Source organism: Nocardia sp. NPDC006982, from assembly GCF_042869435.1.
GTDB lineage: Bacteria > Actinomycetota > Actinomycetes > Mycobacteriales > Mycobacteriaceae > Nocardia.
In genome coordinates this window covers 207,396-232,715 of sequence record NZ_JBIAFV010000011.1, presented here as the reverse complement: position 1 = coordinate 232,715, position 25,320 = coordinate 207,396, and the positions used below count along the sequence as shown (strand labels likewise).

The window sequence follows — 25,320 nt, the reverse complement described above, 5'->3', positions numbered from 1 at the left end:
GATTCCCGCGCGGTGATTCCGACGAGTTTATTTGCTATGTAGTTGCCGGATCATCCGAGGGGTCCTCGGGAGCCCGACAGCAATACTCCAGCCACAGCGCCGCAGCTACCAAAGCCACCCCCGCCAGCATCCCGACAATGGCGCCGGGGCTATCCGCACCCGCCGCATTCAAGGTGTCGCGCTGCGGATAAACCCAGAATAGAAAACCCAGCCAGACACCGGCGGCAAGCGAGCCGACCTGAGCGGAAGCCTTCGCCAACGCGACCGCGCGGGCCGCGGTGATCGGATGCAACTGGTGGCTGCCGTCGCCGATCTGATGTTCACTGACCCTTCCGCGAATTACGAAGCCGAGCGCAACTTCGATCGCGGCGACCGGATAAAGCGATGCACCCGCGTAAATCGAGATCGGCGGGAAACTGCCATAGGCCATCCGCGTGAGCACCCAAGCGATGAGCGCCGCGATAACGACATTGGCGATGAGATCGAGTATCCGGGTCGGCTTCAGTTTCACGACGCCGATCCCTCCGCGGCAGCCGACAGCACGAATTCGGTCGGTCGGACCCCGGCGCGTTCGGCCGCGTCGAGTTCGGCGAGCCAGTCGCGCACCGGCCGCACGGTTCCATCGACATCGAGTTCCGCGTCCGGCTGCACATCCAGCCAGGGGATGAGCACAAAGGCCCGGTTGTGCGCCCGCGGATGCGGCAGGGTCAATTCCGGATCGTCGCTGCGGCAGACCGCGCCGTCCTCGGCACACCACACCACGTCGACATCGAGAGTGCGCGCCCCCCAACGCACCTCGCGCACCCGCCCGGCGGCCTGCTCCAACCGTTGCCCGAGGCGCAGCCAATCGTGCGCGCCGAACTCCGGATCATCAGCCAGCACAACGGCATTGAGATAGTCATCCTGTTCGACCCCGCCCCACGGCGCAGTCGAGTACACCGGCGAAACCGCGACCACCCGATCCCCCAGCCCCTCGACGACACTGCGCAGATGTGCGAGCCGATCGCCCAGATTCGAGCCGATCGACAAGACGGCGCGACTCATGGCTGCACCTCGCCGGCGCTCGGTTCCGCCATCGTCGGGGAGGCTGTGTTGTTGAGTTGCTCGCTGCGCTCGCTCATGGCTCCACTCCCCGCTGCCGCGAGGTGACCACGCGGACATCGGCGAAGGCATGTGGAATCGGCGCGGACGGTTTGTGCACGACGACCTCGACCGACTGGATGCGGGGATCGGTCATCACATCGTCGGCGATCTCGGCGACCACCTTTTCGATGAGATTGCGGGGCGGGCCCTGGATGATCTGCACGGCACGCTCGGCGAGGGCGCCGTAGTCGATGGTGTTCGCGAGGTCGTCGGTGGCCGCGGCGGCGGCGAAATCGGTCCATACCGTCAGATCGACCAGGAACTCCTGGCCGTCGCGGCGTTCGTAGTCGAAGCAGCCGTGATAGCCATAGGCGCGCAGACCGCGCAGCTCGATCCGGTCCAGTTGTTCGGGCCGACTCGCCTCCCGGCCACCACCCCTCATCGAATCGCTGCGCGATGCTGCGGTCATAGATCGGCTCCTCGGGTGCTGTTTCGGGCGGCACGCAGCCAGGCGTCGGTCACGGCAATAGCATCCAGCGAGGCGCGCACATCGTGGACGCGGACCCCCCAGGCGCCGTGCAGGGCGGCCAGCGCCGACACCGTCGCGGTGGCGGTCTCCCGGCCGTCTGGCGGGCGCGGCCCCTCGGCATCGGCGAGCAGGGCGCCGAGGAATCGTTTACGGGAGGCGCCGATGAGAATCGGCAGCCCGTGGCCGACCAATTCGGGCAGTGCGCCGAGCAGCGCCCAATTGTGTTCGGCATTCTTGGCGAAACCGAGGCCGGGATCGAGTACCAGCCGGGACCGATCCACACCGGCCGCTACGGCCAGGTCCACCTGTGCGGTCAATTCGGCGAGCACCTCGGCGACCACATCGTCGTAGTGGTCGGCCGGACCGGTGTGCCGATAGTCCGCGCCCGCACGCCAGTGCATGAGGATCCACGGAACCTCGGCTGCCGCAACGACTTTCACCATATCCGGATCGGCGCGGCCGCCGGAGACATCGTTGACGACCGAAACTCCGGCCGCGATCGCCGCCTCGGCGACACCGGCCCGCATGGTGTCCACACTGGTCGGCACACCGGCAGCTACCAAGCCGCGAATGACCGGAACCACCCGCGCGGCCTCGGTTTCCGGGTCGATCCGCACCGCACCTGGCCGGGTCGACTCGCCACCGATATCGATGATGTCGGCGCCCGCCTCGTACAGTTCGATGCCGTGTGCGATGGCCAGGCTCGGATCGAGGTAGCGGCCGCCATCGGAGAACGAATCGCTGGTGACGTTCACGACGCCCATCACCACACAGGAGCGACTATCGCGCGGCGCGACACTGCTCCGGAGGAGATCGGGGGCATGGGTCGACACCGCGCGGTGCCTCACTTCCGCAGGATCAGATCGAGGGCCTCGGCTCGCGAGGCGGCGTTGGACTGCAGCAGACCGCGCACAGCGGAGGTGGTGGTGCTGGCGCCGGGCTTGCGGATACCGCGCATGGCCATGCACAGGTGCTCGGCCTCGATCACGACGATGGCACCGCGCGGATCCAGCTTGCGCATGACGGCATCCGCGATCTGGCTGGTCAGCCGCTCCTGCACCTGCGGACGCTTGGCGTACAGATCGACCAGCCTGGCCAGTTTGGACAGACCGGTCACCCGGCCGTGCGGGCCAGGAATGTAGCCGACGTGCGCGACGCCGTGGAAGGACACCAGATGATGCTCACAGGTCGAATACAGCGGAATATCGCGAACCAGCACCAGTTCTTGGTGCCCCTCGTCGAAGGTGGTGTTCAGCACCGCATCCGGCTCGGTGAAAAGCCCGGCGAACATCTCCCGATAGGCGCGGGCGACCCGCGCGGGCGTATCGATCAGGCCGGGCCGGTCCGGATTCTCACCGACCGCGATCAGCAATTCTCGGATCGCGGCCTCGGCGCGGGGCTGATCGAACGGGCGGCCGGTCTCCAGTGCGATCAGATCCGGCTCGGCCGGGCCCGCACCGTTGTACTTGACCGGTTCGTCGAATTCGTCGAAAGCTTTGGCATTCGCAACGGCACCGCCGCTCACATGCCCGGGCCCACCGACGTGATTGTTGGCCGACAATCGAGGACACCTCCAAAATCTCGGGCGTGAGCAATCTCCCCGCACCCAGATGGTCGAGCCTAATCGGCACGCATCAGTGCCGACCGTTCGGTCCATCCCAATCGTGGTTCTCGCCCTCGTTATTCCCGGTGCCGTTGGCGGGCTCGTCATAGGGTTCGTTGCCGCGGCCCGGCTGACCCCATGGCTGCTGCGGCTGCGGGTAGCCGTGGCGCGGCTGCGGCTCACCCTGCCAGCCGCCGTAGCCCGGCTGACCCGACTGCTGCTGCGGCTCGTCGCGCGGCGGCCAGCCCGGGGCGGACCAACCGGCCGGAGCACCGTAATCCGGCCGCGAGCCGTGCGTCGCGCCCTGTCGCGGATAAGCCGGGGAGGGCGCCTGCGGCAACGGGTAGCCGGACGCGGGCTGCTGGGGGTGACCGCCGCCGTAGCGCGGTTCCTGATAACCGCCGTCCGGATAGCCATTGGCCGCGGCGGGTTCGCGCTGCGGCAGCTTCGGCAGGCCCGGCGCCTGCGGGGGCCACGGCTCGCCGCGTTCGGCGGCCAGTTCACCCGGGGTCTTCACCGGCGGCTTATCCGACGGCACGCGCTCACCGAAATCGTTGAACGCGGTGATGCGCGGACGCTTCTCCACCGCCGCGAGGATCTCCTCGAGATCCTTGCGGTGCAAGGTCTCCCGCTCCAGCAGCGCCGTAGCGAGCACATCGAGCACATCGCGGTATTCGTTGAGGATGGCCCACGCCTCGGTGTGCGCGGCCTCGATGAGGTTGCGCACCTCCTCGTCGATGGCACCGGCAACCTCGTGCGAGTAATCCGAACCCATGCCCATCGAGCGTCCGAGGAACGGGTCGCCCTGCTCCTGGCCGTAGCGCACCGCGCCCAGCCGCGCGCTCATACCGTATTCGGTGACCATCGCGCGCGCGATCTTGGTGGCCTGGTCGATATCCGAGGACGCGCCGGTGGTCGGCTCGTGGAACACCAGTTCCTCGGCCGCGCGGCCGCCCATCGCCATGACCAGGCGGGCGATCATCTCCGAGCGGGTCATCAGGCCCTTGTCGTCCTCGGGCACCGTCATGGCGTGACCGCCGGTGCGGCCGCGGGCCAGGATGGTGACCTTGTAGACCGGCTCGATATCCGGCATCGCCCAGGCGGCCAGGGTGTGGCCGCCCTCGTGGTAGGCGGTGATCTTCTTCTCGTGCTCGCTGATGATGCGGCTCTTGCGGCGCGGACCACCGATAACGCGGTCCACCGATTCCTCTAGCTGCTCGCCGCTGATCACCGCGCCGTTCTCACGCGCGGTGAGCAGGGCGGCCTCGTTGACGACATTGGCCAGATCCGCGCCGGACATGCCGACGGTGCGCTTGGCCAGGCCGTCGAGATCGGCCTCGGGCGAGATCGGCTTGCCCTGCGAATGCACCCGCAGGATGGCGCGCCGTCCGGCCAGATCCGGATTGCTGACCGGGATCTGCCGGTCGAAGCGGCCCGGCCGCAGCAGCGCCGGATCGAGGATGTCGGGGCGGTTGGTCGCGGCGATCAGGATGATGCCGGTGCGATCGCCGAAGCCGTCCATCTCGACGAGCAACTGGTTCAGGGTCTGCTCGCGCTCGTCGTGGCCGCCGCCGAGGCCTGCGCCGCGCTGGCGGCCGACCGCGTCGATCTCGTCGACGAAGATGATGCACGGGCTGTTCTGCTTGGCCTGTTCGAACAGGTCGCGCACGCGGGAGGCGCCGACACCGACGAACATTTCGACGAAGTCCGAACCGGAGATGGTGAAGAACGGCACCCCGGCCTCGCCCGCGACGGCGCGCGCCAGCAGGGTCTTACCGGTACCGGGCGGGCCGTAGAGCAGCACGCCCTTCGGGATCTTCGCGCCCAGTGCCTGGTAGCGGACCGGGTTCTGCAGGAAGTCCTTGATTTCGTAGAGCTCTTCGACGGCCTCGTCGGCGCCGGCCACATCCGCGAAGGTGGTCTTGGGCATGTCCTTGGACAGCTGTTTGGCCTTGGACTTGCCGAAGCCCATCATGCCGCCGCGACCACCGCCCTGCATGCGCGACATCACAAAGATGAACAGGCCCAACAAGATCACCATCGGCAGCACGAACAGCAGGATCTGGGTGAACCAGCTGTCCTGCTTGACCACGGTGTTGAACGGTGCGCCGGACTTCTGCACGGTGTCGAAGACCTGGTTGGAGGTCTCACTGCCGCCCGGATACTTGGCAATGATCTTCTTGGAGCCGGAAGTCGCGTCGTTCCCGTTGTTCAGCTCGATGCGCAGCTGCTGCTCGCGATCGTCGATCTGTACGTTCTTGACGTTGCTCTTGTCGTTCAGCTGACTCAACGCCACCGAGGTATCGACGCTCTTCCAGCCGCGCGTGTCGTTGCCGAAATAGCTGAACGCATAGATCACGAGCAAAATGCCCGAGACTATGGCCAGGGTGCGAAACACAGTCTTGCGGTTCATAGAGCTTAGGCCGGGCGGCCAGTCCTTTCCGGGTGTCTCCGGTGCATGCCTAGCGTGGCGTCGGGCGCGTCCCGTCCGGTGGTTCGGATGCGGACATGCCACGTTACCGCGTACGGTCTAGTCGATACATCGCGCAGTTCGGCAGCTGGTGTAGTTCGACAGGTAAACGGTCGGGGAACGTCCGTGGTTCCCGAAGTCTCCGGTCGGGTTACGCCAAGTGGTCACAATCATGTCATGTTCGGCCTATCGTGAGCGACGACACATAGCCGCGGTGCGAGCGACGGGCCCGAAGGCGGTAGCTTGCGTAACCACGTAGGGCCCCGGGAGCACCGCGAATCAAACAGAGCGCAGGGGGTATGGACATAGTTGAGCTACGGACACCCACAGCGATACTGCGGCACGGCCGTGGACGACTGATCGTTCTACGCCCGGGCAGCGATGGCGAGCGCGTCCTCGATGTGCCGGTCACCGATCTGCTCAAGGTTCGCCTGAACCGCCGTGCCGACGATGCCGTCGTCATCGAGATCTATCTGCGTTATCCCACGCCCGTGCTCACCGGCGTACCCGCCGACCGCACCCCGCTACCGGTATTGATAGCCGAACACGATTTCCCCGCGGCCGCCGAGATCGTCGAGCGCATCAACGGTCAGATCCTGGCCAGCCAGCGCATCGATGTGGCCGCACCCGATCTGCAGCCGCCCGCCCCGCAGTGGGGTAAAAGCGGGCCGACCAGAGCCGATGTCGATCGAGCCGTGCGGCGGATGGCCCCCAAACGCGAAGCCAAGGCGGCGATAGCCGCTCTGCATCGCTACGTCACCATCGACGAATACGTGCTGGAGACCGCCATCGTCGTCGCGCATCCGCCTGCCGGCACCGGCCCCGGCCTGCTGGCCGCGACCACCGGACGGCTGCTGTTCATCTCCATCGGCCCCGGCGACAGGTACGCCCACGAGCTACCCATTCCGGTCGTCATGTGGGCGCGCACCACCGACGGCGCCGTGACGACACCCGGTGAGATCGGCCCGGTGCGCGGGGAGACCGGTATCGATGTGCACGACGGAAACGTCACGTTGCATTTCACCGGCACCGATCGGGCCGATACCGAGCGCGTCACCTGCGCAGTGAATTTCGCCGTCCGGCGCGATTCGGCCGACGGCGCGGCCGGTCCGGCCGATCCTGGCGTCGCCCAGCTCTATTCCGAATGGGAATTGCTGGTGGAGCGGCATTCCCTCGGCATGGTCGATGACGGACAGTTCCAGCGCTACGGCCGCGGGATTCTGCGCTCACTCCCCGACGGACACTGATTGCAGCGTGATCCGCCGCCACGGGCTGGTCGGACGCAACCACAGGCGCAGCAGTTCCATGCGCCGATCCACGCCGCCGTTCTTGAGTTCGGCCAGATCCTCACAGGCCTGCCAGTAGGTCCAGCCGGTCAGGTAGGCATCGCCGAATTGGCGCCAATTCTGGTATTTGCGCTGAGCCAGCGGCAGCGCCCGCATCAGATAATCCCAAGCCACCTCGGCGTCGAGATAACCCGCGGTAAAGGCCATTCGGGCCACCGCGACCACCCGGGCCAGATCCCAGGCATGGATATCGCTCGGCAGCGGGCGGGCCAGATGATCGGTGAAACCGATTTTGATCGCCTGCGACCAGATGTCGTAATCGCGGACCAGCGCCTCCGGATTGTCCATCCCCCGGAACGAGCCCACCTGCCGCAGGAAGGCGCGGTGCCGATCGGCCCGCTCACCGAACCGGTCGCGTTCACTGGCATTGATCGATGCCATCACCAGCGGATGCACCATCGCGTACAGCGGCGCGTGCATACCTTCGAGCAGCTGCTCCATGGAGGCCTGCGCCTCGGTGCCGTCGGTGATGCCCCATGCGCCGGTGAGCGTATCGATGGCGAGTTCACGCCGGTCACCGAGCGGATGGTCGCGCTCGGGACCGAGCAGCAGCGCGTCGTGGAAGGCGTCCCAGCGCGCCGAATAGAAGCCGCCGAGTGCGAGCGCTCGCAGCTCGTCATCCGATACCGCCGCGCCGGACCAGTGGTCCTCTTCCCGCTTGTCGAGCTCGTCGTAGGGGAATGTTGTCAAGGTGGGTACACCGCGGGCAGGCATACTCCGATTGTTCCCCATCGATCTTGGATGGACCTGTGTAATCGCTCGGCTTTATCGGATCTGTTTCTTGGCCTGCCTTACCCCGACAATGGGCAGTAGTGTGCTCCCATGAGTAGCAACATCACCCTCCTTCGTGGCCTGGATCCTGCGCCTACCGAGCAGGAAATCTATGCTGCCGCACTGCAGTATGTGCGTACGGTCGGTGGCGTGTCCGGCCTGAGCACCACCACCAAGGCAGCCGTCGACAAGGCGGTGAATGCCATTGCGGCGGCGACCACGCAATTGCTCGCGGATTTGCCGGATGTGCGGGTCGCACCGGTCACCGAACCGCCTCTACGCCAGGGCGCGGAGGCGGAATAGTTCGTAGCGTTTCAAGGTAGGGCGTCTGCGCCGTAGGTGGCGACGCAGGCCAATGCGATCTCGAGCGGCAGGCTGCGCGCTTCGATCGGATGGCCGAGCAGTTCCTCGATCCGCTGGATCCGATAGCGGACCGTGTTCTTGTGCACACCGAGTAATTTCGCCGTGGCCTCCGGGCTGCGATGGCTTTTCAGATATGCGTGCAGTGTTTCGCGCAGTCGTGTGGCATTGACATCACGGCCCGCCAGCGCGCGTAATTCGCGCCTGATCAGACCGCGCATGGCCGCGTCGTCGGCGCCCGCCAGATAGGCGATCTCCACCTCGCGATATGCGGTGACCCGCGCTCGATCCGCCGGACCGCGCTCGGCGACGTGCCTGGCCGCGACGGCCTCGTGATGGCTCTGCCGGAACCCGGTGGCCTGCGGCGCGGGCACTCCGAACGCGGCCCGCACCGGCGGCTCTACCTGACCGAGCACGATCTGCTCGATCTCCCCGGGCAACGCCAATCCGGCGGCATGCGCGTCATCGTCCAAGCCCGCCCAGGCCCACATGCCGCTCGCGCCGGAGGCCACGGTGAGCACGTGGCCACTGCCGAGCGCCGTGCCCAATCGCGTCGCGACCCGATCCAGCAGCCCGCTCGACTCGCTGTCCGGCTCACCGGTGGTCTCATCGGTCCACAGCACAAATGCCAAGTGCTGCTTGGCAAGTCGGTAGCCGAGCCGGACCGAGGCCTGGTCGATATCGAGTTCGTCGCCGGCGAGCAGGGCGCGCACGATTTCGGTGCGCCGGTTGAGCGCGGCGCGCATGACGCGCTCGCGTTCCTCCATGTAGGTGTCGGTGAGCGTCTCCACCGAAATGCTGACCCATCTGGTGGAACGCTCGAACAGCCGCAGCATTACCGCCCGCTCGATCTCGGGCGGCGGCTGCCGTTCGTCGACTGCGTCGGTCATGTAGTCGAGTACCGCCTCCTGCCCGACGTGATAGGTCCGTAGCAGCAGCCGCAGGTCGTAACCGCGTCGGGCGAGGGTTCGGGCGAAGGCGTGCGCCTCCTCCGGCAGAGCGAATTCGATGGTGTCGCTGGTGAGATTGGCCAGCACCACCCGCGCGTGTGCGCGGGTGCTCGCGGCCAGGTCGCGGCGCATATCGCGATCGGCGAGCTCCGGGATATGCGCGATGATCGCGTTGTCGAGACGGTCGACGACCTGTTCGAGAGCCCGGGTGCGCATGGTCTCGTAGACGTATTCGGCCAGCCAATCGCGGACCACTGCGCTATTCGGGCTGATCGCCGCCGGGCGGCCGGTGGTCACGAAATCTCCAGATTGTGCTCAGAGAACAAAAACAGCCTCATTCGTTGACAAATCGGGCCAAGAAAGTCCGGGAACCTTGTGTCACGATCATAGGTCAGTGAACTGATTCACAGTGTTCAGCACAACGTCAGTGGGAGAACAGCGTGACCGATACGGTGCCCGGCGCGGCCGAGAAGAAAACTGCGCGTAAGTCAACGGCGAAAAAAGACGCGGCGCGAGCGACGGGCGCGGAGGCGGTAGCGGAGGGTGACCACGGAGCGCCCCGGGAGCGCCGCGAATCGCAAACCGCTCCGGCACTGATCGAGGTACGCAATCCGGGCACCGGGGCGGTGGTGGGGTCCGTGCTGGACGAGAGTGCCGACGCGGTCGCGGCCAAGATCCGCGAATTGCGTCTGTACCAGCCGGAATGGGAGGCCATCGGCCCCGACGGGCGCAAGGAATGGCTGCTGAAGCTGCAGGACTGGATCATCGACAACACCGAGCATCTGGCCGATGTGCTGCAGGCCGAGGCGGGCAAACCCCGGGTGGACGCGCTGATCGACCCGGCCTTCTCGACCGATCTCATCGGCTACTACGCGCGCCGGGCGGGCAAGTTCCTCGCCGACGACCATCCCTCACCGCACAGCCCGCTGGCCCGGGTCAAGAAGTTGACCACGGTGTACAAGCCGTATCCGGTGGTCGGCGTGATCACGCCGTGGAACTTCCCGCTGGCCATGCCGGTCATCGATGTGATCCCGGCGCTGGCCGCCGGCGCCGCGGTGATCCTCAAGCCGTCGGAGGTGACTCCGCTTTCGGCGATCGAATTGGCAAGGGGCTGGGCCGAAATCGGTGCGCCGCCGGTCTTCGCCGTGGTCACCGGGGCCGGTGCGACAGGTGCCGCGGTGGTCGAGAATGCCGACTACATCCAGTTCACCGGTTCGACCGCGACCGGGCGCAAGATCGCGGCGGCCTGTGTCGAGCGGTTGATTCCCTACAGCCTGGAATTGGGCGGTAAGGATCCGGCCATTGTGCTGGCCGACGCGGATCTGGATCGGGCCGCGCACGGCATCGCCTTCGGCGGCATGTTCAACTCGGGCCAGGTCTGCATTTCGGTGGAGCGGGTGTATGTCGAGGCTCCGGTTTACGACGAATTCGTCGCCAAGCTAACCGATGCGGTCGAGAATCTGCGCCAGGGTCTCGACGGTCGCGAGTCCAAATACGATGTGGGCGCGCTGGCCAACGAGAACCAGGTCCAGATCGTGCAGCGCCATGTCGACGAGGCCGTCACGGCGGGCGCCAAGGTGACCACCGGCGGCAAGCGTACCGGCGTCGGCACCCTGTTCGAACCGACCGTGCTCGTCGATGTCGACCACACCATGTCCTGCATTACCGAGGAGACCTTCGGCCCGACCCTGCCGGTGATCAAGGTCGCCGACGAGGCCGAAGCCGTTCGGCTGGCCAATGATTCGATCTACGGCCTCTCGGCTTCGGTGTGGACCGGCGATAAGGAGCGCGGCGAACGCGTGGCCCGTGCCCTCGAAGCCGGCGCCGTGAATATCAACGACGTCTTCGTCAACCTGTTCAGCTTCGCGCTGCCGATGGGCGGCTGGGGACAGTCCGGCGTCGGCGCACGCTGGGGCGGTCCGAACGGAGTTCGCAAGTACTGCAGGCAGAAGGCGATCACCACGCCGATCCTGCCGACCCAGCAGAAGGAACTGCTCTGGTTCCCGTACCAGATGCCGAAGGTGCTGTTCGGGCTCGGCGCGATGCGTGCCGCGGGAGCTCGCGGACTGCGGCGCATCGACATTGCGGCAATTCTGAAACTCAAGGGAGACAACAAGTGACCCCGGAGCGAGCGAAGGGCCCGGAGGCACAAGCTGGGGGCCGTCAGAGCGGCACCCCGCAAGGAGTACGCGCGCATGGAGGGCACAGGGAGCTCCGCAAATCGAACACAGATGCGGCGAAGGTTCGCGGCAAGGTCGTCGTCATCACCGGTGGCGCACGCGGCATCGGACTGGCCACGGCGACCGCACTGCAGGCGCTCGGCGCGAAGATCGCGATCGGCGATATCGACGAGACCACCGTCAAAGAGTCCGGCACGGCCCGCGATTTCGAGCTCTACGGACGGCTCGATGTCACCGATCCCAGCTCGTTCGAGAGCTTCCTCGACGAGGTCGAGCGCACCGTCGGCCCGATCGACGTGCTGATCAACAACGCGGGCATCATGCCGACCGGCAGATTCGCCGATGAGCCGGATCAGATCACCCGTCGCATTCTGGATATCAATGTCTACGGCGTGATCCTCGGCTCCAAGCTCGGCTTGGCCCGCATGCTCGCGCGCAAGCGCGGACACATCATCAATATCGCCTCGCTCGCCGGCGAGACGCATATCCCGGGACTGGCGACCTATAACGCCAGCAAGCATGCGGTGCTCGGTTTCACCGACACCCTGCGCGAGGAGTACCGGGGTTCGGGTGTCACGTTCTCCTCGGTGCTGCCGACGCTGACGAATACCGAACTCGGCTCCGGTGTGAGCGGCCCGAAGCTGCTGCGCCCGGCCGAACCGGAGGAGATCGCCGATGCCATCGTCGCGCTGATCGCCGAGCCGAAGTCCAAGGTCCGGGTCACGGCGGTGGCCGGGTTCCTGTCGCAGTTGGTGAATCTGCTGCCCGAGCCGGTGGCCGATGGACTGGCCAGGGCGCTGGGTTCGAGCAATGCCTTCCTCGACGATGTGGACGTGGCCAAGCGCAAGGCCTACGAGGATCGGGCACGCAGCCTCTGAGCGGTCGATGAAGGCGTCGTGGTCGGGTTATCGACCACGGCGCCTTCGCGCGTTCGAACACCCCGCGACTGCCGTCCCCCGGACCGTTCGAGCGAGACAGCAAACACAATTGTGACTAACATCACTCCACCCGCCCGTAACCGCATCGCCCTCGTTGCGGGCCGGTTTCCCCACAGTGACCGGCCACACTTCAGCACCTCCACGGCGCGGTCCGTAGACCAAGTCGTCGCCGCATCGTTGCTGGTCATATGCCCAATTAACTTGCGCGCGGCAGTACGGGTCGCGAGTGCTGGAGATTCGCGGAGTCGATGATGCAAATGACCATGACAAGCCATATGCTGTGTCTAACAAACCTGCCGACTGTTTCGGCTGCCATATCCAGACTTTCCGGCCTTAATAGGCTGGAAATTCAGGACTGATTCTGATAGCAAGGGGCTATGGACCCGCATTTGCGCGACCTGCGGTATTTCGTCGCCGTCGCTGAGGAACTGCACTTCACCAACGCCGCTCAGCGGCTGCACATCGCTCAACCCACCCTGTCGCGTCAGATTCGTCAGCTGGAACGTCAGCTCGACGTGGTCCTGTTCGACCGCAACCAGCGCAGCGTCGCGCTGACCGTCGCGGGTAAGGAACTGCTCGAAGGCGCCCGCAAGATCCTGGAGCTGTGGGAGGTCACCAACGTCTCCTTGCAGGAGGCGGGTGAGGTGCTGCGCGTCGGCATCCAATCCGCGCTCGGCCGCGGGCTGCTCAACGATCTGGAGAGCGCGAGCGGGCACCGCTTGGCGCTGCACGCCGCCTCCTGGACCGACCCGTCCAGTGGTCTGGCCGGTCGACAGGCCGACCTCGCCCTGGTCTGGCTTCCGCTACCCGATCCGAACAGATACCGCTGGCAGGTGCTGCGCACCGAGCCGCGCTGGGTGCTGCTGCCGGAGAACCATCCGCTGGCCGAGAACGACACCATCGACTTCGCCGACCTGTTGGACGAACCGTTCATCGCACTGCCCACCGAGGCCGGTGCGGTGCGCGACTTCTGGCTCGGCAACGATGCCCGCAACGGCCGTCAGCCCAAGATCGGTGCCGAGGCGGCGACCCCCGAGGACAAGCTGGAGGCCGTGAGCCTCGGCCTCGGCGTCTGCCTGCTGGCCGAGAACAATGTGCCGATGTACCGCTGGCCGGGTCTGACCGCCCGACCGCTCGCCGGACTCGCCCCGTGCGAATTGGCGGTGGCCTGGCGCGCCGACGACAATCGGCCCACCATTCTCGAGTTCGCCGCACGTGCGGTGGACGGTGGTTTCGCAGTGCAGCATCAGCCCGCGATCGCGGGTTAGTCGTTCACCGTTCGCTTCCAGGGGTGGATCGACTCGAGTTGAGCCGCGAGGCGCAGCAGGATCGATTCACTGCCGGGCGGTGCCGTGAGTTGGGCGGCGACGGGCGTTTTGGATCTCGGGTGCATTCCCATCGGGATCGACGCGGCGGGCCAGCCGACCAGATTCCACAGCGGTGTGAACGGTGAATACCGAGCGCTGACAACAACATTCGCGAGCCAACCGAGAGTGTGCCAGGCCCTGGCCCGCGGTGGCGGCGCGGCGAGCGTCGGGGTGATCACCACGTGGTAGCGCTCGAAGAAATCCAGCAGCTGCGCCTCGACCCGGTCCACCTGCGCCGGTCGCACCAGCCGCAGCCGCTGGACGAGCCGACCGAGTGCGATGTGGCGGCGGGTGCGCCGCTGCAGACGTTCGGGGCGGATGAGATTCACGGCCTCCCGCGCGCCGCATGCCAACCAGCGCAGGCCGACCGAAACGAGCGATTCGCCGTAGGGCAGTGTCACCGCTTCCACCAGGTGCCCGGCCGCGGCGGCGGCCGAAGCAGCGGTGCGGGCCGCCGCGGTCCAGTGCCGATCGACCCGGAACATCCGGGACGGTGGCGCCACGGCCAGCCCGATGCGTAGTCGGCCCGGCGCCTCCAACTCGGCTAGGTCCGGGCGCGCGGCCAGCACGGACAGCATGAGCGCGGCATCGCCGACTGTCGTTGCGAGCACACCGTTTTCGACCATCCCGGACCAGGAATCGACGCCTACCTCGGCCGGTACGGTATGCCGGCCCGGTTTGATCCCGAACACCCCGCAGCAGGCCGCGGGAATGCGCACCGAACCGAACCCGTCGTTGCCGTGTGCCACCGGCACCAACCCGGCCGCCACGGCCGCGGCCGAACCGCCGGAGGAGCCGCCGGAGCTGTGGGCGGAGTTCCACGGGTTCCGACCGATGCGGCCCTCGCTCTCGGTCGTCGCCCACAGGCCCAGTTCGGGGACCGCGGTAAGCCCGACCACCACCGCGCCCGCGGCCCGCAGCCTGCACACCACCGGATGGTCGGTGGTTGCCGGGCGGGTATCGGTCGCGGTGGAACCGGCGAGGATCGATTCACCCTCGACCGCGATGTTGTGTTTTATCGCGATCGGCACCCCCGCCAGCGGCAGCAGATCCAGATCGGAACGCTGTTCCAGCGCGAGTGCTTCGGCCCGTGCCTTAGCGGAGCGAACGACCGTGAACGCATTCGTCTTTCGGTTCTCGGCGGCGATCAGATCCAGGGCGGTATCGACGGTTTCGGTCGGCGTCAGCGAGCCGTCACGCACACTCGCCGCGATTGCCGCCGCCGGACCTCGTGACAGGCTGGTTTCGCGTGGCATGCTGGAATCCATCGAAGCATGTACGGCGTCGGTCCCGCCCACCGCGACCCCACGGGCGGCCTGCACCTCCGGGGCTTCAGCAGCCTCCGGAGCGGTCGAATCCGTCGCTGTCGGATCGGCCGCCGCGACGCCACCCGCCGCGGCCGTCACGGTATTCGATTTACGGCGCTGTTCCCGGGTTTTTCCGTGGTCACGCTCCGCTACCGCCTCCGCGCCCGTCGCTCGCGCCGCAGTGTTGTTCATGTGCTGGTTCTTCCCCGTCGCATCGTTGTCGAAATCGGGTGATCCGCTGTTGTGGCGCAAGTTATCATTTCGATTACTGCTCGGGGGACGATGTCGTCGGGTGTGGCGGAAATTCAGCGGCACATCCACCGAACGGCCACTGCGGATACTCGACATCCGCTCAGCAGGTAGGTCCGAAAATGAGTGCTGATCCCGAAAATACGCACCGAACCGATCTCGACACCGAGCCGACCAGAGACTGGGGCGAGTCGGCGTCGCATACCGAGAACGATGTGGTCGAGGCCTTCTCGACCGCATGGGAATCGGCGCGCCGGCCACCCGAGATCGCTGACTTTCTGCCCGATGCCGAATCCCTGCGCCGGGCCGCCCTGATCGAATTGATCCGCGTCGACCTGCGACATCGCTGGATCCGGCTGCCCGAGACGCCGACGCCGCGCAAACGGCTTTTCGACTACTGCGCCGAGTTTCCGGAACTCGAACCGGGCGGGATTCCGGCCGGTTTGGTGTACGAAGAGTTCGTCATCCGCAGACACAGCGGTGAACGTGTCGATCCGAAGGATTATCTGCGGGAATATCCGGAACAAGCGGCGGAATTGCGCGCGCTGCTCAATGCCGACGACATCGACCAGAGCACCCGCCGGGCGGCGCTCGAGGATTCGGTGCTGACCGAGTTCGCCAATACCCGCGCGGCGGCCGAACTGAGCCGAACCGTGCAAGCCGATCAAACCGTCGGACTGAACCGAACCCAGCAGTCCGTTCGTAATACTGACGTGACGCGCACGACCGTCGATCCGACCGAGACGGCGACCGCCATTCCGACCACGAGCGGAACCGGTCCGGGGAAATTCGACGCCCTCGACCGGATCGAGATCGGCCAATCCATCGACGACTTCGACCTGCTGACCGGACTCGGCAGCGGCGCCTTCGCCCGGGTATTCCTGGCCAGGCAGCGATCATTGCAGCGCTTGGTCGCGGTGAAGATCTCCGCCGACCACGGCACCGAACCGCAGACTCTGGCCCAACTCGACCACGACTACATCGTGCGCGTCTTCGATCAGCGGCTGCTCGGCTCCGATGACGCCCGCGATCCGGCCATGCGCCGACTCCGGCTGCTGTACATGCAGTTCCTGCCCGGCGGCACCCTGCTCGGCGTGCTGCGCTGGGTACGCGCGACCCCAACCGCCGAACGCAGCGGACAACTGCTGCTCGACGCGGTCGACGCGGCCATGGAGGAGAAGGGCGAAATCCGCCCGACCGATTCCAGCGTGCGCGCCGAGATCGCCGGACTGAGCTGGCCCGAAACCGTGGCCTGGCTGGGCCGCAGATTGGCCGAGGCGCTGGAATACGCCTCCGCGCACGGCGTACTGCACCGCGATGTGAAACCGGCCAATATCCTGCTCACCGCCGAGGCGGTGCCGAAACTGGCCGATTTCAATATCAGCTTCAGCCGCAATGTGGCGGGCACCAGTCCGGTGGCGTATTTCGGTGGCTCGCTGGCGTACATGTCGCCCGAACAATTGGAGGCCTGCCATCCCGGCCGCGAGCGCACGGCCGAGGATCTGGACACCCGCTCCGATATCTACTCCCTCGGCGTGGTGCTGTGGGAATTGCTCACCGGCGCGAAACCGTTCGACGATGCCACCGCGACCGAACAAGGCGACGATACGGCGCTGGAAGGCATGCTCGAACGCCGCACCGCCGGCGTGGACGACATTGCGCTGCAACGCGTTCCGGCGAATTGCCCGGCGGCGCTGCGGCGGGTGCTGCTGACCTGTCTGGAATCGGATCGGACGCGGCGCTGGGCCAATGGCGGGGTGCTGGCCAAACAGTTCGACCTGTGCATGGACCCCAGGGCCCGGGATCTGGTCGACCCGCCGCCCGGCAGTTGGCGGCTGAAGTTGCGGTCGTGGCGGCTGGTGATCGTGTCGCTGGCCATCGGCATCCCGAATATCCTCGCCTCGGCATACAACATCCAGCACAACCAGCATCTGATCGTGGACCGGCTCCCCGAGGACGCCGGGCGCACCTTCATGATCATCACCACCGCGGTGAACGGAATCTTCTTCCCGCTCGGCGCGGCGCTGATCCTCTATATGTCCCGAAGGATGCTCACAGTGCCGCACGGGCTGCGCCGCCACCGCCGCTACGATGCCGAGACGCTGCGGCTGGCCAGGGCGGATTCCCTGCTGTTCGGCGACCGAGCGGTGTGGGTGGTCTTCTCGCTGTGGGTGCTCGCCGGATTCACCTTCCCGATCGCGCTGCAACTGGCGGCCGGGGATGTGCCCGCCCGCGCGGTGGTGCACTTCCTCACCTCGATCGTGGTGTGCGGCGCGATCGCGATGGCGTACCCATTCTTCCTCGTGTGCTTCTTCATGGTCCGCTGCATCTATCCGATCTTCCTGCGGCACGGAGAAATCAGTACCGAGGACGCGGTGTGGCTGCGCGGCCTGGATCGCCGCGCCAACGGATATCTGGCGGTCGCGGCCTCGGTGCCGTTGCTCGCGGTAGCGGGCGTGACCTTCCTGCCGCCCGGCGATATTCCGATGGTGATCGCCGCGGTGCGCGTGCTCTGTGTGGGCGGCATCATCGCGTTCATCGGCTCCTACCTGCTCTTCCGGGCACTGGAGGCCGATCTGCGTGCACTGGAGCGGGTCGTCGCGCCAGCGGATTCCCTTGACCGCGATCATGTTTCGGCGGACCGGGAGCGCGGCAGGCCGGCCGTGCCGGAGCCGCGATCGTGACAGCCGCCGATTTCGCGCATCGAGGCGAGACCGACCCCATAACCAGATTCACCGAAGATTGGCAGCACTGCCTGCGTGGCGAGCGGACCGAACCACCTCCTATCGCGGAGTACATCCCCGACGGCACCCAGGTGCGGGTGGCGGTACTCACCGATCTGGTTCGCATCGATCTGCGCCACCGCTGGGATCGGGAGGGCCTCGGCAAACGCATCGCCGAGTACCGCAAGGAATTTCCCGAGGTCGAGCACAGTGCGGATTTGGTCGATCTGCTCTGCGAGGAGTTCCTGGCTCGACGCCGGTACGGCTCGCTGGAACTGGCGGATTTCCTCGCCGAATATCCGGAGCTGGCCCAGGATGTGCGCGCGCGGCTGGCCGTTTACGCCGACGACGATACCGCGGCCGATACCGAACGAGCCGCCGCGCTGGTCGCCGGTCTGACACCGGGTCATCGGATCGATGACTTCGATCTGCTCACCGATCTGGGCACCGGCACCCTCGGCCGGGTCTTCCTCGCGAGGCAGCGCTCCATGCAACGTCTTGTCGCCGTGCGGCTTTCGGCGGGCCGCGCGGCCGGCGGGCACAGCATGGCGCAACTGGATCATCCACATCTGGTGCGGGTTTTCGATCAGCGCCTGGTCACTGCCGCGACACCGGAGGCCCCCGCATCGACCCGGCTGGTCTACATGCAGTACCTGCCCGGCGGTACGGCTGCCGGAGTGCTCGCCGAGCGGCGGCGCGGCCCGGAATCCGAGGGCGGCGCCCTGCTGCTGCGCGCCGTCGATGCCGCCATGGAGGCTAAGGGCGAGATCCGGCCGTCGGATTCGAGTGTGCGCGCCGAAATCGCCGCACTCAGTTGGCCGGAGACGGTGGCCTGGATCGGCAGACGACTGGCCGACGCGCTCAATTACGCCGAGCAGCACGGCGTACTGCATCGCGATATCAAACCCGCGAATGTGCTGTTCACCGCGGAGGGTATTCCCAAGTTCGCCGATTTCGCCGCGCGCACGGCGGCACCTCGCACGGCGGCGAATCCGCTGGCCGCCGAACCGGATTCGCTGCCGTACCGGTCCCCCGAACAACTCGCCGAACTCCTCGATCCAGCCGCACCGCCGCCCGGCTCGAGCACCGATATCTACTCCCTCGGCGCGCTGCTCTGGGAAATGCTCACCGGCGCGATGCCGTTCGACGATCCGCCGATGCCCGCCGATCCGGACGCCCGCGCCGAAACCATCGCGACCATGGTCGTCCTGCGCGAGCGCGGCGTCACCGCGGAGACGCTGGAGCAACTGCCCACGGACACCCCTAATGCGCTGCGACGGGTGCTGCTGGAGTGTCTGCGGGCCGATCCGCAGCGCCGCTGGCGCAATGGCACCGAACTAGCCGCGCAACTCGATCTGTGCCTCGACGAGCGCGCCAGGGAACTGGTCGATCCGGCACCGTCCAGCCTGGCGTACCGGTCGCGAGGCTGGCTCATACCGATCCTCACGCTGTGCGTCGGCGTGCCGAATTTCCTCGCCAGCGTCTACAACATCAACCTGAACAACTCACTGATCATCGATCGGATGACGGCGGCCGACCAGGAACGGTTCGCCACGGGCGGCCTGATCACAAATCTCATCGCCTTTCCGATCGCCGGATTGCTGCTGCTTTTCCTCACCCGCCGCCCGCTGACCATCGGATTCCGGCTGGCCCGCGGTCGCGAATACTCCCCGCGCACGCTGGCCGCCGCCCGGCGCGACACCCTGCAGATGGGTGACTGGGCGGTCTGGGTGCCGTTCGGGTTCTGGCTGCTCGCCGGGCTGGTGTGGCCTTTGGCGCCGGTCTTCTTCGGGGTCGAGCTACCACGCGCGACCTTTCTGCATTTCTTCGCCGCGCAGGTGGTGTGCGCCGCGATCGCGCTGGCGTATCCGTTCTTCCCGATCATGGTTTACGCGGTGCGTTCGATTTATCCACAGCTGCTTGTGCGCGGTGGTATCGGCGCCGAGGACGAGCAGCAGTTGCGCAAACTCGCCAAGCGCGGCAACTTCTATCTGGGCGTCGCCGCATCGGTTCCGCTGCTCGGGGTGGCGAGTGCGACCTTCGTCGAGCCCGCCGATCTGGATTTGGTGATCGTTTCGGTGCGGGTGCTCAGCGTGGGTGGCATCCTGGCATTCGTGCTCACCTATCGGTTGTTCCGAATGCTCGAGGCCGATCTGCTGGCCTTGGCACGTGCGATTCCGCAGCGGAAGCGATGACCGGCCCGCGGCCGTTCGGACGGCTGGTCAGCCTTTCCCATGTCCACGATCCGGCGACGGCGCCGCTGTTTCCCGGTGATCCCGAATTCCGGACCGATATTGTCGCGACGGTCGCGAACGACGGTTATTACCTGCGCTATATCCAGCAGGGCGAGCACACCGGAACCCATTGGGGCGCACCGATCCACTTCCATGCCGACGGCCTGGCCGCCGACGAATTGGATCTCGACGATCTCTTGTTGCCCGCGGTGAAAATCGATGTGCGGGACCAATGTGCGAACGATCGGGATTACGCGATCGACACCGCTGATCTGCGGGAATGGGAGGGCCGGCACGGGCGGATACCCGACGGGTCGGCGTTGGTGGCCTGGACCGGGTGGGACGAGAAATGGGGGACGCCGGAATTCATCGGAACCGGTGAAAGTGCCGATCACCAACCGGGATTCGCGGTCGAGACGGTCAAATGGCTATTGCGGACCGGGCGGCTGGGGCGGCGTGGCGCGCTCGGCATCGATACGTTCGGACCCGATCTGGGGACCGACGACACCTATGAGGTGTCGAAGCTGCTGTATCGCAAACATCGGATCAGCTTGGAATGTCTGGCGAATCTCGCCGAACTACCCGCCACCGGTGCCTGGGTATTGGTCGGCGGTGCGCTCTACGGCGGCGGGTCCGGTTCGCCCGCAACGATATTCGCGATGCTGCCCTGATTACGCGCCGCCGTAGACCTTCGGGTCGAGGGTGCCGATATACGGCAGGTCGCGGTAGCGCTCGGCATAGTCGAGGCCGTAGCCGACGACGAATTCGTTCGGAATATCGAAGCCGACGTGCGCGACTTCCACGTGGGTGCGTAGCGCGTCCGGCTTGCGTAGCAGGGTGACGACCTCGAGCGAGGCCGGATTGCGGGTGGACAGATTGCGCTTGAGCCAGGACAGCGTGAGACCGGAGTCGATGATGTCCTCGACGATCAGCACATTGCGGCCCGCGATGTCCTTGTCCAGGTCCTTCATGATGCGCACGACACCGGAGGACGAGGTGGACGAGCCATAGGAGGAGACGGCCATGAATTCCATCTGGGTGGGAATCGGCAGCGCCTTGGCGAGATCGGTCATGAAGAAGATGGCGCCCTTGAGCACGCCGACCAGCAACAGATCCCCCTCGGGGGCGTCGGCCGGATAACGCTTGGCAATCAGCTCGGCCAACTCCTGGGTCTTGGCCGCGATCTGTTCCTCGGTGATCAGCACCGACGCGATATCGCCCTCGTACACGTCAGTTGGTTTCCCTTCCCTGGTGTCTCCCCGCCCGATCCATTATGTGTCATCGGCTCCTTGCAGACGCAAAGTCAGCCTGCCATGTTCGCGCGCCGCGACCAACCTGCGTCCCGGCTGCCCGCCGCCCACCGCGACGCCGCCCTGCCCGCGCCATGCGGTAATCAATTCGTCAACCGCCTGTAAATGCTTGTTGGTCAGGGCTTTAGCGCCACCGGCCAGCAACCAGGCACGGATTGCGCGCCGGCGCAAGGCCGCGGGGGCAGTGGCGAGGGTCTCGATCGAGAGGGTTGGGCCATTACTCGCCGGACCGGTACTCGCGGCCCGCAACAACTCGTCGGCCAGCGCATCCAATACGGCACCGTCATCACGCAACTGCTCAGCCGTCCGCGCCAACGCCCCGGCGACCCCGCCTCCGAGCACCTCCTCCAGCAGCGGCAGAACCTCATTCCGCAACCGCACCCTGGTGAACTCCGCCGCCGAATTGTGCGGATCCTCGAACGGCGTCAGTCCGATGTCGACACACAACTGCCTGGTCACCGCCCGGCGGACCCCCAACAGCGGCCGCCCCCACGGATCAACGAAAGCCGCCATCCCCTGAATCGACCGCCCACCCGATCCCCGTCCCAACCCCAGCAGCACGGTCTCGGCCTGATCATCGAGCGTGTGCCCGAGCAGCACCGGCAACCCACCCCGCGCCCCGTCGAGCGCCGCATACCGAGCCGCCCGCGCCGCCGCCTCCAATCCCCCGTCCACACCGACCTCGACCGTCAGCACATGTGCCGACCGACACCCCAGCGCCAACGCCGCGGCCGCCGCCTCAGCCGCCACCCTGTCCGATCCCGCCTGCAACTGATGATCCACAACCAGCGCGTCGACCTGCGCTGCCTCCACCACCGCAGCCGCCGTCAACGCCAGCGAATCCGCACCACCGGACAACGCGACCGCCACATCACCCGTCGCAAAATCGGCCAGCCACCCCCGCACCGCCCGCCGCACTTCGAGCACCGCCTCGGTCTCGGGCAGCCGCCGCGAATTCCCGGGCATCGCTCCCGCCGTCCGGCTCATATCCGGAGACTACCGATGATCAGTGCTCTCGATTCGCTCGGCAAGCTCAACGATGCAGCCTTCGCCGATCATGAGACGCCTACCGTCTGCCGCTCGGGTTCGATGATTGCGACGACGCGCTCTTTGTCTCGCGAATACGGCTGACCGATGTATTTCTCGGCCAACTGGTCGATGATCGTCCAGGCCGCGTCGCCTTCGAGCCACTCGACGACGCGGCCGCGCAGGATGACCGGCTCGAACGGGTTGTCGGCCGGGGTCAGGGACAGCGCGACCCGCGGGTCGCGGCGAAGATTGCGGGCCTTGCGGCTGTCCGGGCCGGTGAGGAACACGATGTGCTCGCCGTGCGTGCCGACCCAGACCGGGATGGAGTGTGGGGCGCCGTCCGGCAGGACGGTGGCGACGTGGGCGATCGAGGTGCCGTCGAGGACGCGGCGTACGTAGGGGTCGAGCATCGTGGTCATCTCCTGGTGTGGGGTCCGGATGGGCTGGTTGTCGGAGGTCATCGCTCGACCTCGTAGTGCAGGTGGGTGACGCCGGGCGCCGGGACGGCCTCGACGAGGCGCAGGCGCACGTGTTCGGGGAGCGACTGGAAGAAGGGTCGTCCGCCACCGAGCAGGATCGGCACCTGGTGCAGGATCACCTCGTCGACGAGTCCCGCCCGCAATGCCTCGGCGAGGACGCCGCCGCCCATGAGGCCGACATCATTGCCACCGGCGGCCGCGCGGGCCGCCGCGATCGCGTCCTCGATGCCGGTGGTGACGAGGGTTTGCCGGTCGGTCAGCTCCGGTGCCGTCCGATGGCTGAGGACGAACAGTGGGGCCTTCGGGTGGGGGCTGCCGCCGCCGAAATGGTCGGAATCTTCGTAGGTGTTGCGGCCGGCCACGACCGCGCCCGCACGTGCGGCGAGTCCGTCGAATACCCGGGCGCTGGGCTCGCTCAGCCCGAACCCGTCGAACACCCGGCTCGGTGTGTCGCCGTTGAAATACCAGTCGAAGAGCATCGTTGCGTCGCCGAGGCCGCGCCCGGCGCCGGGATCGCGGCCGGTGATGTAACCGTCGACCGATACCGCGTGAGCGCTGAAGACCTTGCCCATCTCCGCAATCCTTTCTAAGTTCCCTTAAGAGACTCTATGACCATAACAGTCAAAGTTCCCTAAGGGAACCCAGATTGCTAAACTGGATTCATGCAGCGCACGGACTTCAGCAAAATGGCGTGCTCGATCGCGCGCACGCTCGACGTCATCGGGGAGCCCTGGTCGCCGCTGATCCTGCGCGACGTATGGGTCGGACTCAGCCGTTTCGAACAGCTCCAGGCCGACCTCGGTATCTCACGCAAGGTCCTGACCGAGCGGCTGAACCACCTCGTCGACCAGGGCGTCCTCGACCGCCGCCCCTACGACCAGCGACCGCGCTACGAGTACGTCCTGACCGAGAAGGGCACCGAGTTGGTCGATCTGCTCATGGTCATGACCGGCTGGGGAGACAAATGGCTCGCGGGCGACGCCGGTCCGCCGGTGCTCTACCGCCACCACGCATGCGGTGAGATCAGCAGCGTCGACCTGCGCTGCGCCCACTGCGGCGAGCCTATGCACGCAAACGACATCGACCCGCTGCCAGGCCCCGGCGCAGCCGTGTGATGCACCCGCTCGCCCTCCGCGTCCTCGCCGAGATGGGAGGGCACGCGGGCGAATCGGTGTCGCTTTCTGCGCGATCGGACTCATCGCGAATGCCCGGCTGAGGCATCGTCGACTGTCGGCACGAACCGAAACACATTCGGGCACAAAGCAATAGAGAACTACCCGAGGACGCGCGCCACCCAGCGTTGCGGATCCTCGATTTCCGTTGCGAGCGGAAGGGTTTCGGGGTTGGTCCAGACGGTGTTGAACTGGGCCATGCCGACTTGGGCCACCACCGCGTCGACGAATTTCTTACCGCGGACGTATTGAGCGACCTTGGCGTCCACGCCGAGCAGGGCGCGCAGGAGGCGTTGGAGGGGGTTGGTCGGGCGTTTGCGGCGCTTGTCGAAGGCGGCGCGGATTTGTTCGACGGTGGGAATGACGGCGGGGCCGACAGCATCCATGACGTGGTCGGCGTGGCCTTCCAGGAGGGTGCCGAGCATCAGCAGGCGGTCCAGGGCTTCGCGCTGCGGCGGGGCCTGGGTCGCGCGGAGCAGGCCGACGACACCGCGGGAATTCGGGTCTTCGGAACCGGTGCCGCGGCGACGTTCGCGCACCTCTTCGACGAGGCGACCGAGCATATCGGCGAGCGGTTCCTCGCCGACTTCGCCGAGGATGTCGACATTGGCGCGCATGTAATCGGCCAGCCATGGCGCGGAGGAGAACTGCACCCGGTGGGTCACCTCGTGCAGGCAGACCCAGAAGCGGAAGTCGGTCGGCGAGACGCCGAGTGCACGCTCGACGGCCATGATGTTCGGCGCGACGAGCAGCAGCGTCCCATCGGGCCCGGTGAACGGGTCGTACTGGCCGAGGATCGCGGTGGACAGGAAGGCCAGCATCGCGCCGGCCTGCACACCGGCGGGTTTGCCTGCAAGCAGGCCCTTGTCCGATGCCTGCCCGGTGCCGGTCAACTGGGCCATCGAATCGGCGGCCGCATTGATCCAGCCGGGTCGGTCCACGATCAGGGCCGAGGGCACCGGCTGGTCGTCGAGCAGACCGCTCACCTCACGAACCGGCCCCTCCGCCCGCACCGATGCCTCGGCCAGCTCGCTCACTACTTGCTCGGCCGAATACCGCGAGGTCCGCGGGCCTGACGGCACCAGCGCGGCGCCGGTGCGCGCGGCAAGACGCCAATCGACGGCACCGGAAAATCCGGAGCGTCTGCGCTCGGCCGGAGCGTCCGCACCCGAATTCACGGCGGGCGCGGCGCCCGATTTTTCAGTGCCTTCGAACATGGT

At 66.6% G+C, this 25,320-nt stretch carries 23 protein-coding genes; 9 read left to right on the top strand and 14 right to left on the bottom strand.

From position 1 onward, the window contains the following. Positions 1-34 precede the first annotated feature (34 nt). The 6 genes from ACFYOW_RS34480 to ftsH form a co-directional block, all read right to left on the bottom strand. Positions 35-505 (bottom strand): DUF3180 domain-containing protein, encoded by a 471-nt coding sequence (locus ACFYOW_RS34480; RefSeq protein WP_387294284.1) that lies wholly within the window; start codon positions 503-505, stop codon positions 35-37. Between the two features lie 2 nt (positions 506-507). Continuing rightward, a complete protein-coding gene (gene folK / locus ACFYOW_RS34475) occupies positions 508-1,044 on the bottom strand; it encodes a 2-amino-4-hydroxy-6-hydroxymethyldihydropteridine diphosphokinase (protein ID WP_387294238.1) in 537 nt (178 codons plus the stop codon). A gap of 73 nt (positions 1,045-1,117) precedes the next feature. Continuing rightward, a complete protein-coding gene (gene folB / locus ACFYOW_RS34470; RefSeq protein ID WP_387294283.1) occupies positions 1,118-1,525 on the bottom strand; it encodes a dihydroneopterin aldolase in 408 nt (135 codons plus the stop codon). 23 nt (positions 1,526-1,548) lie between these two features. Further along, positions 1,549-2,376: a dihydropteroate synthase gene (gene folP / locus ACFYOW_RS34465; RefSeq protein WP_387294237.1), complete on the bottom strand. Its 828-nt coding sequence runs from the start codon at positions 2,374-2,376 to the stop codon at positions 1,549-1,551. 80 nt (positions 2,377-2,456) lie between these two features. Next, positions 2,457-3,047, bottom strand: coding sequence for a GTP cyclohydrolase I FolE (gene folE / locus ACFYOW_RS34460; RefSeq protein WP_387294282.1), 591 nt, complete (start codon positions 3,045-3,047; stop codon positions 2,457-2,459). Between the two features lie 199 nt (positions 3,048-3,246). Next, positions 3,247-5,628 carry an ATP-dependent zinc metalloprotease FtsH gene (gene ftsH / locus ACFYOW_RS34455; RefSeq protein ID WP_387294236.1) on the bottom strand — a complete coding sequence of 794 codons (2,382 nt, stop codon included), beginning with the start codon at positions 5,626-5,628 and terminating at the stop codon, positions 3,247-3,249. A gap of 356 nt (positions 5,629-5,984) precedes the next feature. On the opposite strand from ftsH, the gene ACFYOW_RS34450 reads away from it, so the two are divergent. Beyond that, entirely contained in the window at positions 5,985-6,932 is a 948-nt protein-coding gene (locus ACFYOW_RS34450; protein WP_387294235.1) for a hypothetical protein, read from the top strand. Here ACFYOW_RS34450 and ACFYOW_RS34445 read toward each other — a convergent pair. Then, the gene (locus tag ACFYOW_RS34445; RefSeq protein ID WP_387294234.1) at positions 6,912-7,745 is read right to left on the bottom strand and encodes a DUF1266 domain-containing protein; all 834 of its coding nucleotides are present in this window, start codon (positions 7,743-7,745) and stop codon (positions 6,912-6,914) included. The two genes, ACFYOW_RS34450 and ACFYOW_RS34445, sit on opposite strands and share 21 nt — an antisense overlap. Positions 7,746-7,853: 108 nt before the next feature. Here ACFYOW_RS34445 and ACFYOW_RS34440 point away from each other — a divergent pair, with 108 nt between their 5' ends. Beyond that, positions 7,854-8,105 carry a DUF2277 domain-containing protein gene (locus ACFYOW_RS34440; RefSeq protein ID WP_387294233.1) on the top strand — a complete coding sequence of 84 codons (252 nt, stop codon included), beginning with the start codon at positions 7,854-7,856 and terminating at the stop codon, positions 8,103-8,105. Between the two features lie 11 nt (positions 8,106-8,116). On the opposite strand, the gene ACFYOW_RS34435 is transcribed toward ACFYOW_RS34440, so the two are convergent. Continuing rightward, positions 8,117-9,409, bottom strand: coding sequence for a PucR family transcriptional regulator (locus ACFYOW_RS34435; RefSeq protein ID WP_387294232.1), 1,293 nt, complete (start codon positions 9,407-9,409; stop codon positions 8,117-8,119). Between the two features lie 299 nt (positions 9,410-9,708). Here ACFYOW_RS34435 and ACFYOW_RS34430 point away from each other — a divergent pair, with 299 nt between their 5' ends. The 3 genes from ACFYOW_RS34430 (at position 9,709) to ACFYOW_RS34420 (ending at position 13,498) form a co-directional block, all read left to right on the top strand. Continuing rightward, the gene (locus ACFYOW_RS34430; RefSeq protein ID WP_387294281.1) at positions 9,709-11,232 is read left to right on the top strand and encodes an aldehyde dehydrogenase family protein; all 1,524 of its coding nucleotides are present in this window, start codon (positions 9,709-9,711) and stop codon (positions 11,230-11,232) included. Then, positions 11,229-12,170: an SDR family oxidoreductase gene (locus ACFYOW_RS34425; protein WP_387294231.1), complete on the top strand. Its 942-nt coding sequence runs from the start codon at positions 11,229-11,231 to the stop codon at positions 12,168-12,170. The genes ACFYOW_RS34430 and ACFYOW_RS34425 overlap by 4 nt, the downstream gene beginning before the upstream one ends. 437 nt (positions 12,171-12,607) lie before the next feature. Beyond that, positions 12,608-13,498 carry a LysR substrate-binding domain-containing protein gene (locus tag ACFYOW_RS34420; RefSeq protein WP_063042803.1) on the top strand — a complete coding sequence of 297 codons (891 nt, stop codon included), beginning with the start codon at positions 12,608-12,610 and terminating at the stop codon, positions 13,496-13,498. Here ACFYOW_RS34420 and ACFYOW_RS34415 read toward each other — a convergent pair. Beyond that, positions 13,495-14,865, bottom strand: coding sequence for an amidase (locus ACFYOW_RS34415; RefSeq protein ID WP_387294280.1), 1,371 nt, complete (start codon positions 14,863-14,865; stop codon positions 13,495-13,497). The two genes, ACFYOW_RS34420 and ACFYOW_RS34415, sit on opposite strands and share 4 nt — an antisense overlap. Positions 14,866-15,275: 410 nt before the next feature. Between ACFYOW_RS34415 and ACFYOW_RS34410 the strand changes: the two genes are divergently transcribed. From ACFYOW_RS34410 to ACFYOW_RS34400, 3 genes are read left to right on the top strand one after another with little or no spacing between them, the layout of a single operon-like run. After that, positions 15,276-17,837 (top strand): serine/threonine-protein kinase, encoded by a 2,562-nt coding sequence (locus ACFYOW_RS34410; protein ID WP_387294230.1) that lies wholly within the window; start codon positions 15,276-15,278, stop codon positions 17,835-17,837. Further along, positions 17,834-20,071, top strand: a complete 2,238-nt coding sequence (locus ACFYOW_RS34405) for a serine/threonine-protein kinase (protein ID WP_387294229.1) — start codon at positions 17,834-17,836, stop codon at positions 20,069-20,071. The genes ACFYOW_RS34410 and ACFYOW_RS34405 overlap by 4 nt, the downstream gene beginning before the upstream one ends. Next, on the top strand, positions 20,068-20,781 hold the full coding sequence (locus ACFYOW_RS34400; protein WP_387294228.1) for a cyclase family protein: 714 nt from the start codon (positions 20,068-20,070) through the stop codon (positions 20,779-20,781). The genes ACFYOW_RS34405 and ACFYOW_RS34400 overlap by 4 nt, the downstream gene beginning before the upstream one ends. Here ACFYOW_RS34400 and hpt read toward each other — a convergent pair whose 3' ends face one another. From hpt to ACFYOW_RS34380, 4 genes are all read right to left on the bottom strand, one after another. After that, positions 20,782-21,339: a hypoxanthine phosphoribosyltransferase gene (gene hpt, locus ACFYOW_RS34395; RefSeq protein ID WP_063042806.1), complete on the bottom strand. Its 558-nt coding sequence runs from the start codon at positions 21,337-21,339 to the stop codon at positions 20,782-20,784. Positions 21,340-21,381: 42 nt separating this feature from the next. Continuing rightward, on the bottom strand, positions 21,382-22,407 hold the full coding sequence (tilS, locus tag ACFYOW_RS34390; RefSeq protein ID WP_387294227.1) for a tRNA lysidine(34) synthetase TilS: 1,026 nt from the start codon (positions 22,405-22,407) through the stop codon (positions 21,382-21,384). A gap of 68 nt (positions 22,408-22,475) precedes the next feature. Continuing rightward, the gene (locus tag ACFYOW_RS34385; RefSeq protein ID WP_387294279.1) at positions 22,476-22,859 is read right to left on the bottom strand and encodes a PPOX class F420-dependent oxidoreductase; all 384 of its coding nucleotides are present in this window, start codon (positions 22,857-22,859) and stop codon (positions 22,476-22,478) included. 47 nt (positions 22,860-22,906) lie between these two features. Continuing rightward, the gene (locus ACFYOW_RS34380; RefSeq protein WP_387294226.1) at positions 22,907-23,500 is read right to left on the bottom strand and encodes a dihydrofolate reductase family protein; all 594 of its coding nucleotides are present in this window, start codon (positions 23,498-23,500) and stop codon (positions 22,907-22,909) included. Positions 23,501-23,590: 90 nt separating this feature from the next. Between ACFYOW_RS34380 and ACFYOW_RS34375 the strand changes: the two genes are divergently transcribed. Beyond that, the gene (locus ACFYOW_RS34375; protein ID WP_387294225.1) at positions 23,591-24,043 is read left to right on the top strand and encodes a winged helix-turn-helix transcriptional regulator; all 453 of its coding nucleotides are present in this window, start codon (positions 23,591-23,593) and stop codon (positions 24,041-24,043) included. Between the two features lie 158 nt (positions 24,044-24,201). Here the strand turns inward: ACFYOW_RS34375 and ACFYOW_RS34370 are convergent, their stop codons facing one another. Next, on the bottom strand, positions 24,202-25,317 hold the full coding sequence (locus ACFYOW_RS34370) for a zinc-dependent metalloprotease (protein WP_387294224.1): 1,116 nt from the start codon (positions 25,315-25,317) through the stop codon (positions 24,202-24,204). Positions 25,318-25,320 lie beyond the last annotated feature (3 nt).

Excerpts from the sequence above, each read along its gene's own strand:
- folK (WP_387294238.1), bottom strand. The coding sequence starts at position 1,044 with ATGAGTCGCGCCGTCTTGTCGATCGGCTCGAATCTGGGCGATCGGCTC.
- ACFYOW_RS34415 (WP_387294280.1), bottom strand. The coding sequence starts at position 14,865 with ATGGATTCCAGCATGCCACGCGAAACCAGCCTGTCACGAGGTCCGGCG.
- ACFYOW_RS34375 (WP_387294225.1), top strand. The coding sequence starts at position 23,591 with ATGCAGCGCACGGACTTCAGCAAAATGGCGTGCTCGATCGCGCGCACG.
- folB (WP_387294283.1), bottom strand. The coding sequence starts at position 1,525 with ATGAGGGGTGGTGGCCGGGAGGCGAGTCGGCCCGAACAACTGGACCGG.
- ACFYOW_RS34400 (WP_387294228.1), top strand. The coding sequence starts at position 20,068 with ATGACCGGCCCGCGGCCGTTCGGACGGCTGGTCAGCCTTTCCCATGTC.
- ACFYOW_RS34370 (WP_387294224.1), bottom strand. The coding sequence starts at position 25,317 with ATGTTCGAAGGCACTGAAAAATCGGGCGCCGCGCCCGCCGTGAATTCG.
- folP (WP_387294237.1), bottom strand. The coding sequence starts at position 2,376 with ATGGGCGTCGTGAACGTCACCAGCGATTCGTTCTCCGATGGCGGCCGC.
- ACFYOW_RS34410 (WP_387294230.1), top strand. The coding sequence starts at position 15,276 with ATGAGTGCTGATCCCGAAAATACGCACCGAACCGATCTCGACACCGAG.
- ACFYOW_RS34380 (WP_387294226.1), bottom strand. The coding sequence starts at position 23,500 with ATGGGCAAGGTCTTCAGCGCTCACGCGGTATCGGTCGACGGTTACATC.
- ACFYOW_RS34385 (WP_387294279.1), bottom strand. The coding sequence starts at position 22,859 with ATGCTCGACCCCTACGTACGCCGCGTCCTCGACGGCACCTCGATCGCC.
- ACFYOW_RS34420 (WP_063042803.1), top strand. The coding sequence starts at position 12,608 with ATGGACCCGCATTTGCGCGACCTGCGGTATTTCGTCGCCGTCGCTGAG.
- ACFYOW_RS34440 (WP_387294233.1), top strand. The coding sequence starts at position 7,854 with ATGAGTAGCAACATCACCCTCCTTCGTGGCCTGGATCCTGCGCCTACC.
- ACFYOW_RS34445 (WP_387294234.1), bottom strand. The coding sequence starts at position 7,745 with ATGCCTGCCCGCGGTGTACCCACCTTGACAACATTCCCCTACGACGAG.
- ftsH (WP_387294236.1), bottom strand. The coding sequence starts at position 5,628 with ATGAACCGCAAGACTGTGTTTCGCACCCTGGCCATAGTCTCGGGCATT.
- ACFYOW_RS34450 (WP_387294235.1), top strand. The coding sequence starts at position 5,985 with ATGGACATAGTTGAGCTACGGACACCCACAGCGATACTGCGGCACGGC.
- tilS (WP_387294227.1), bottom strand. The coding sequence starts at position 22,407 with ATGAGCCGGACGGCGGGAGCGATGCCCGGGAATTCGCGGCGGCTGCCC.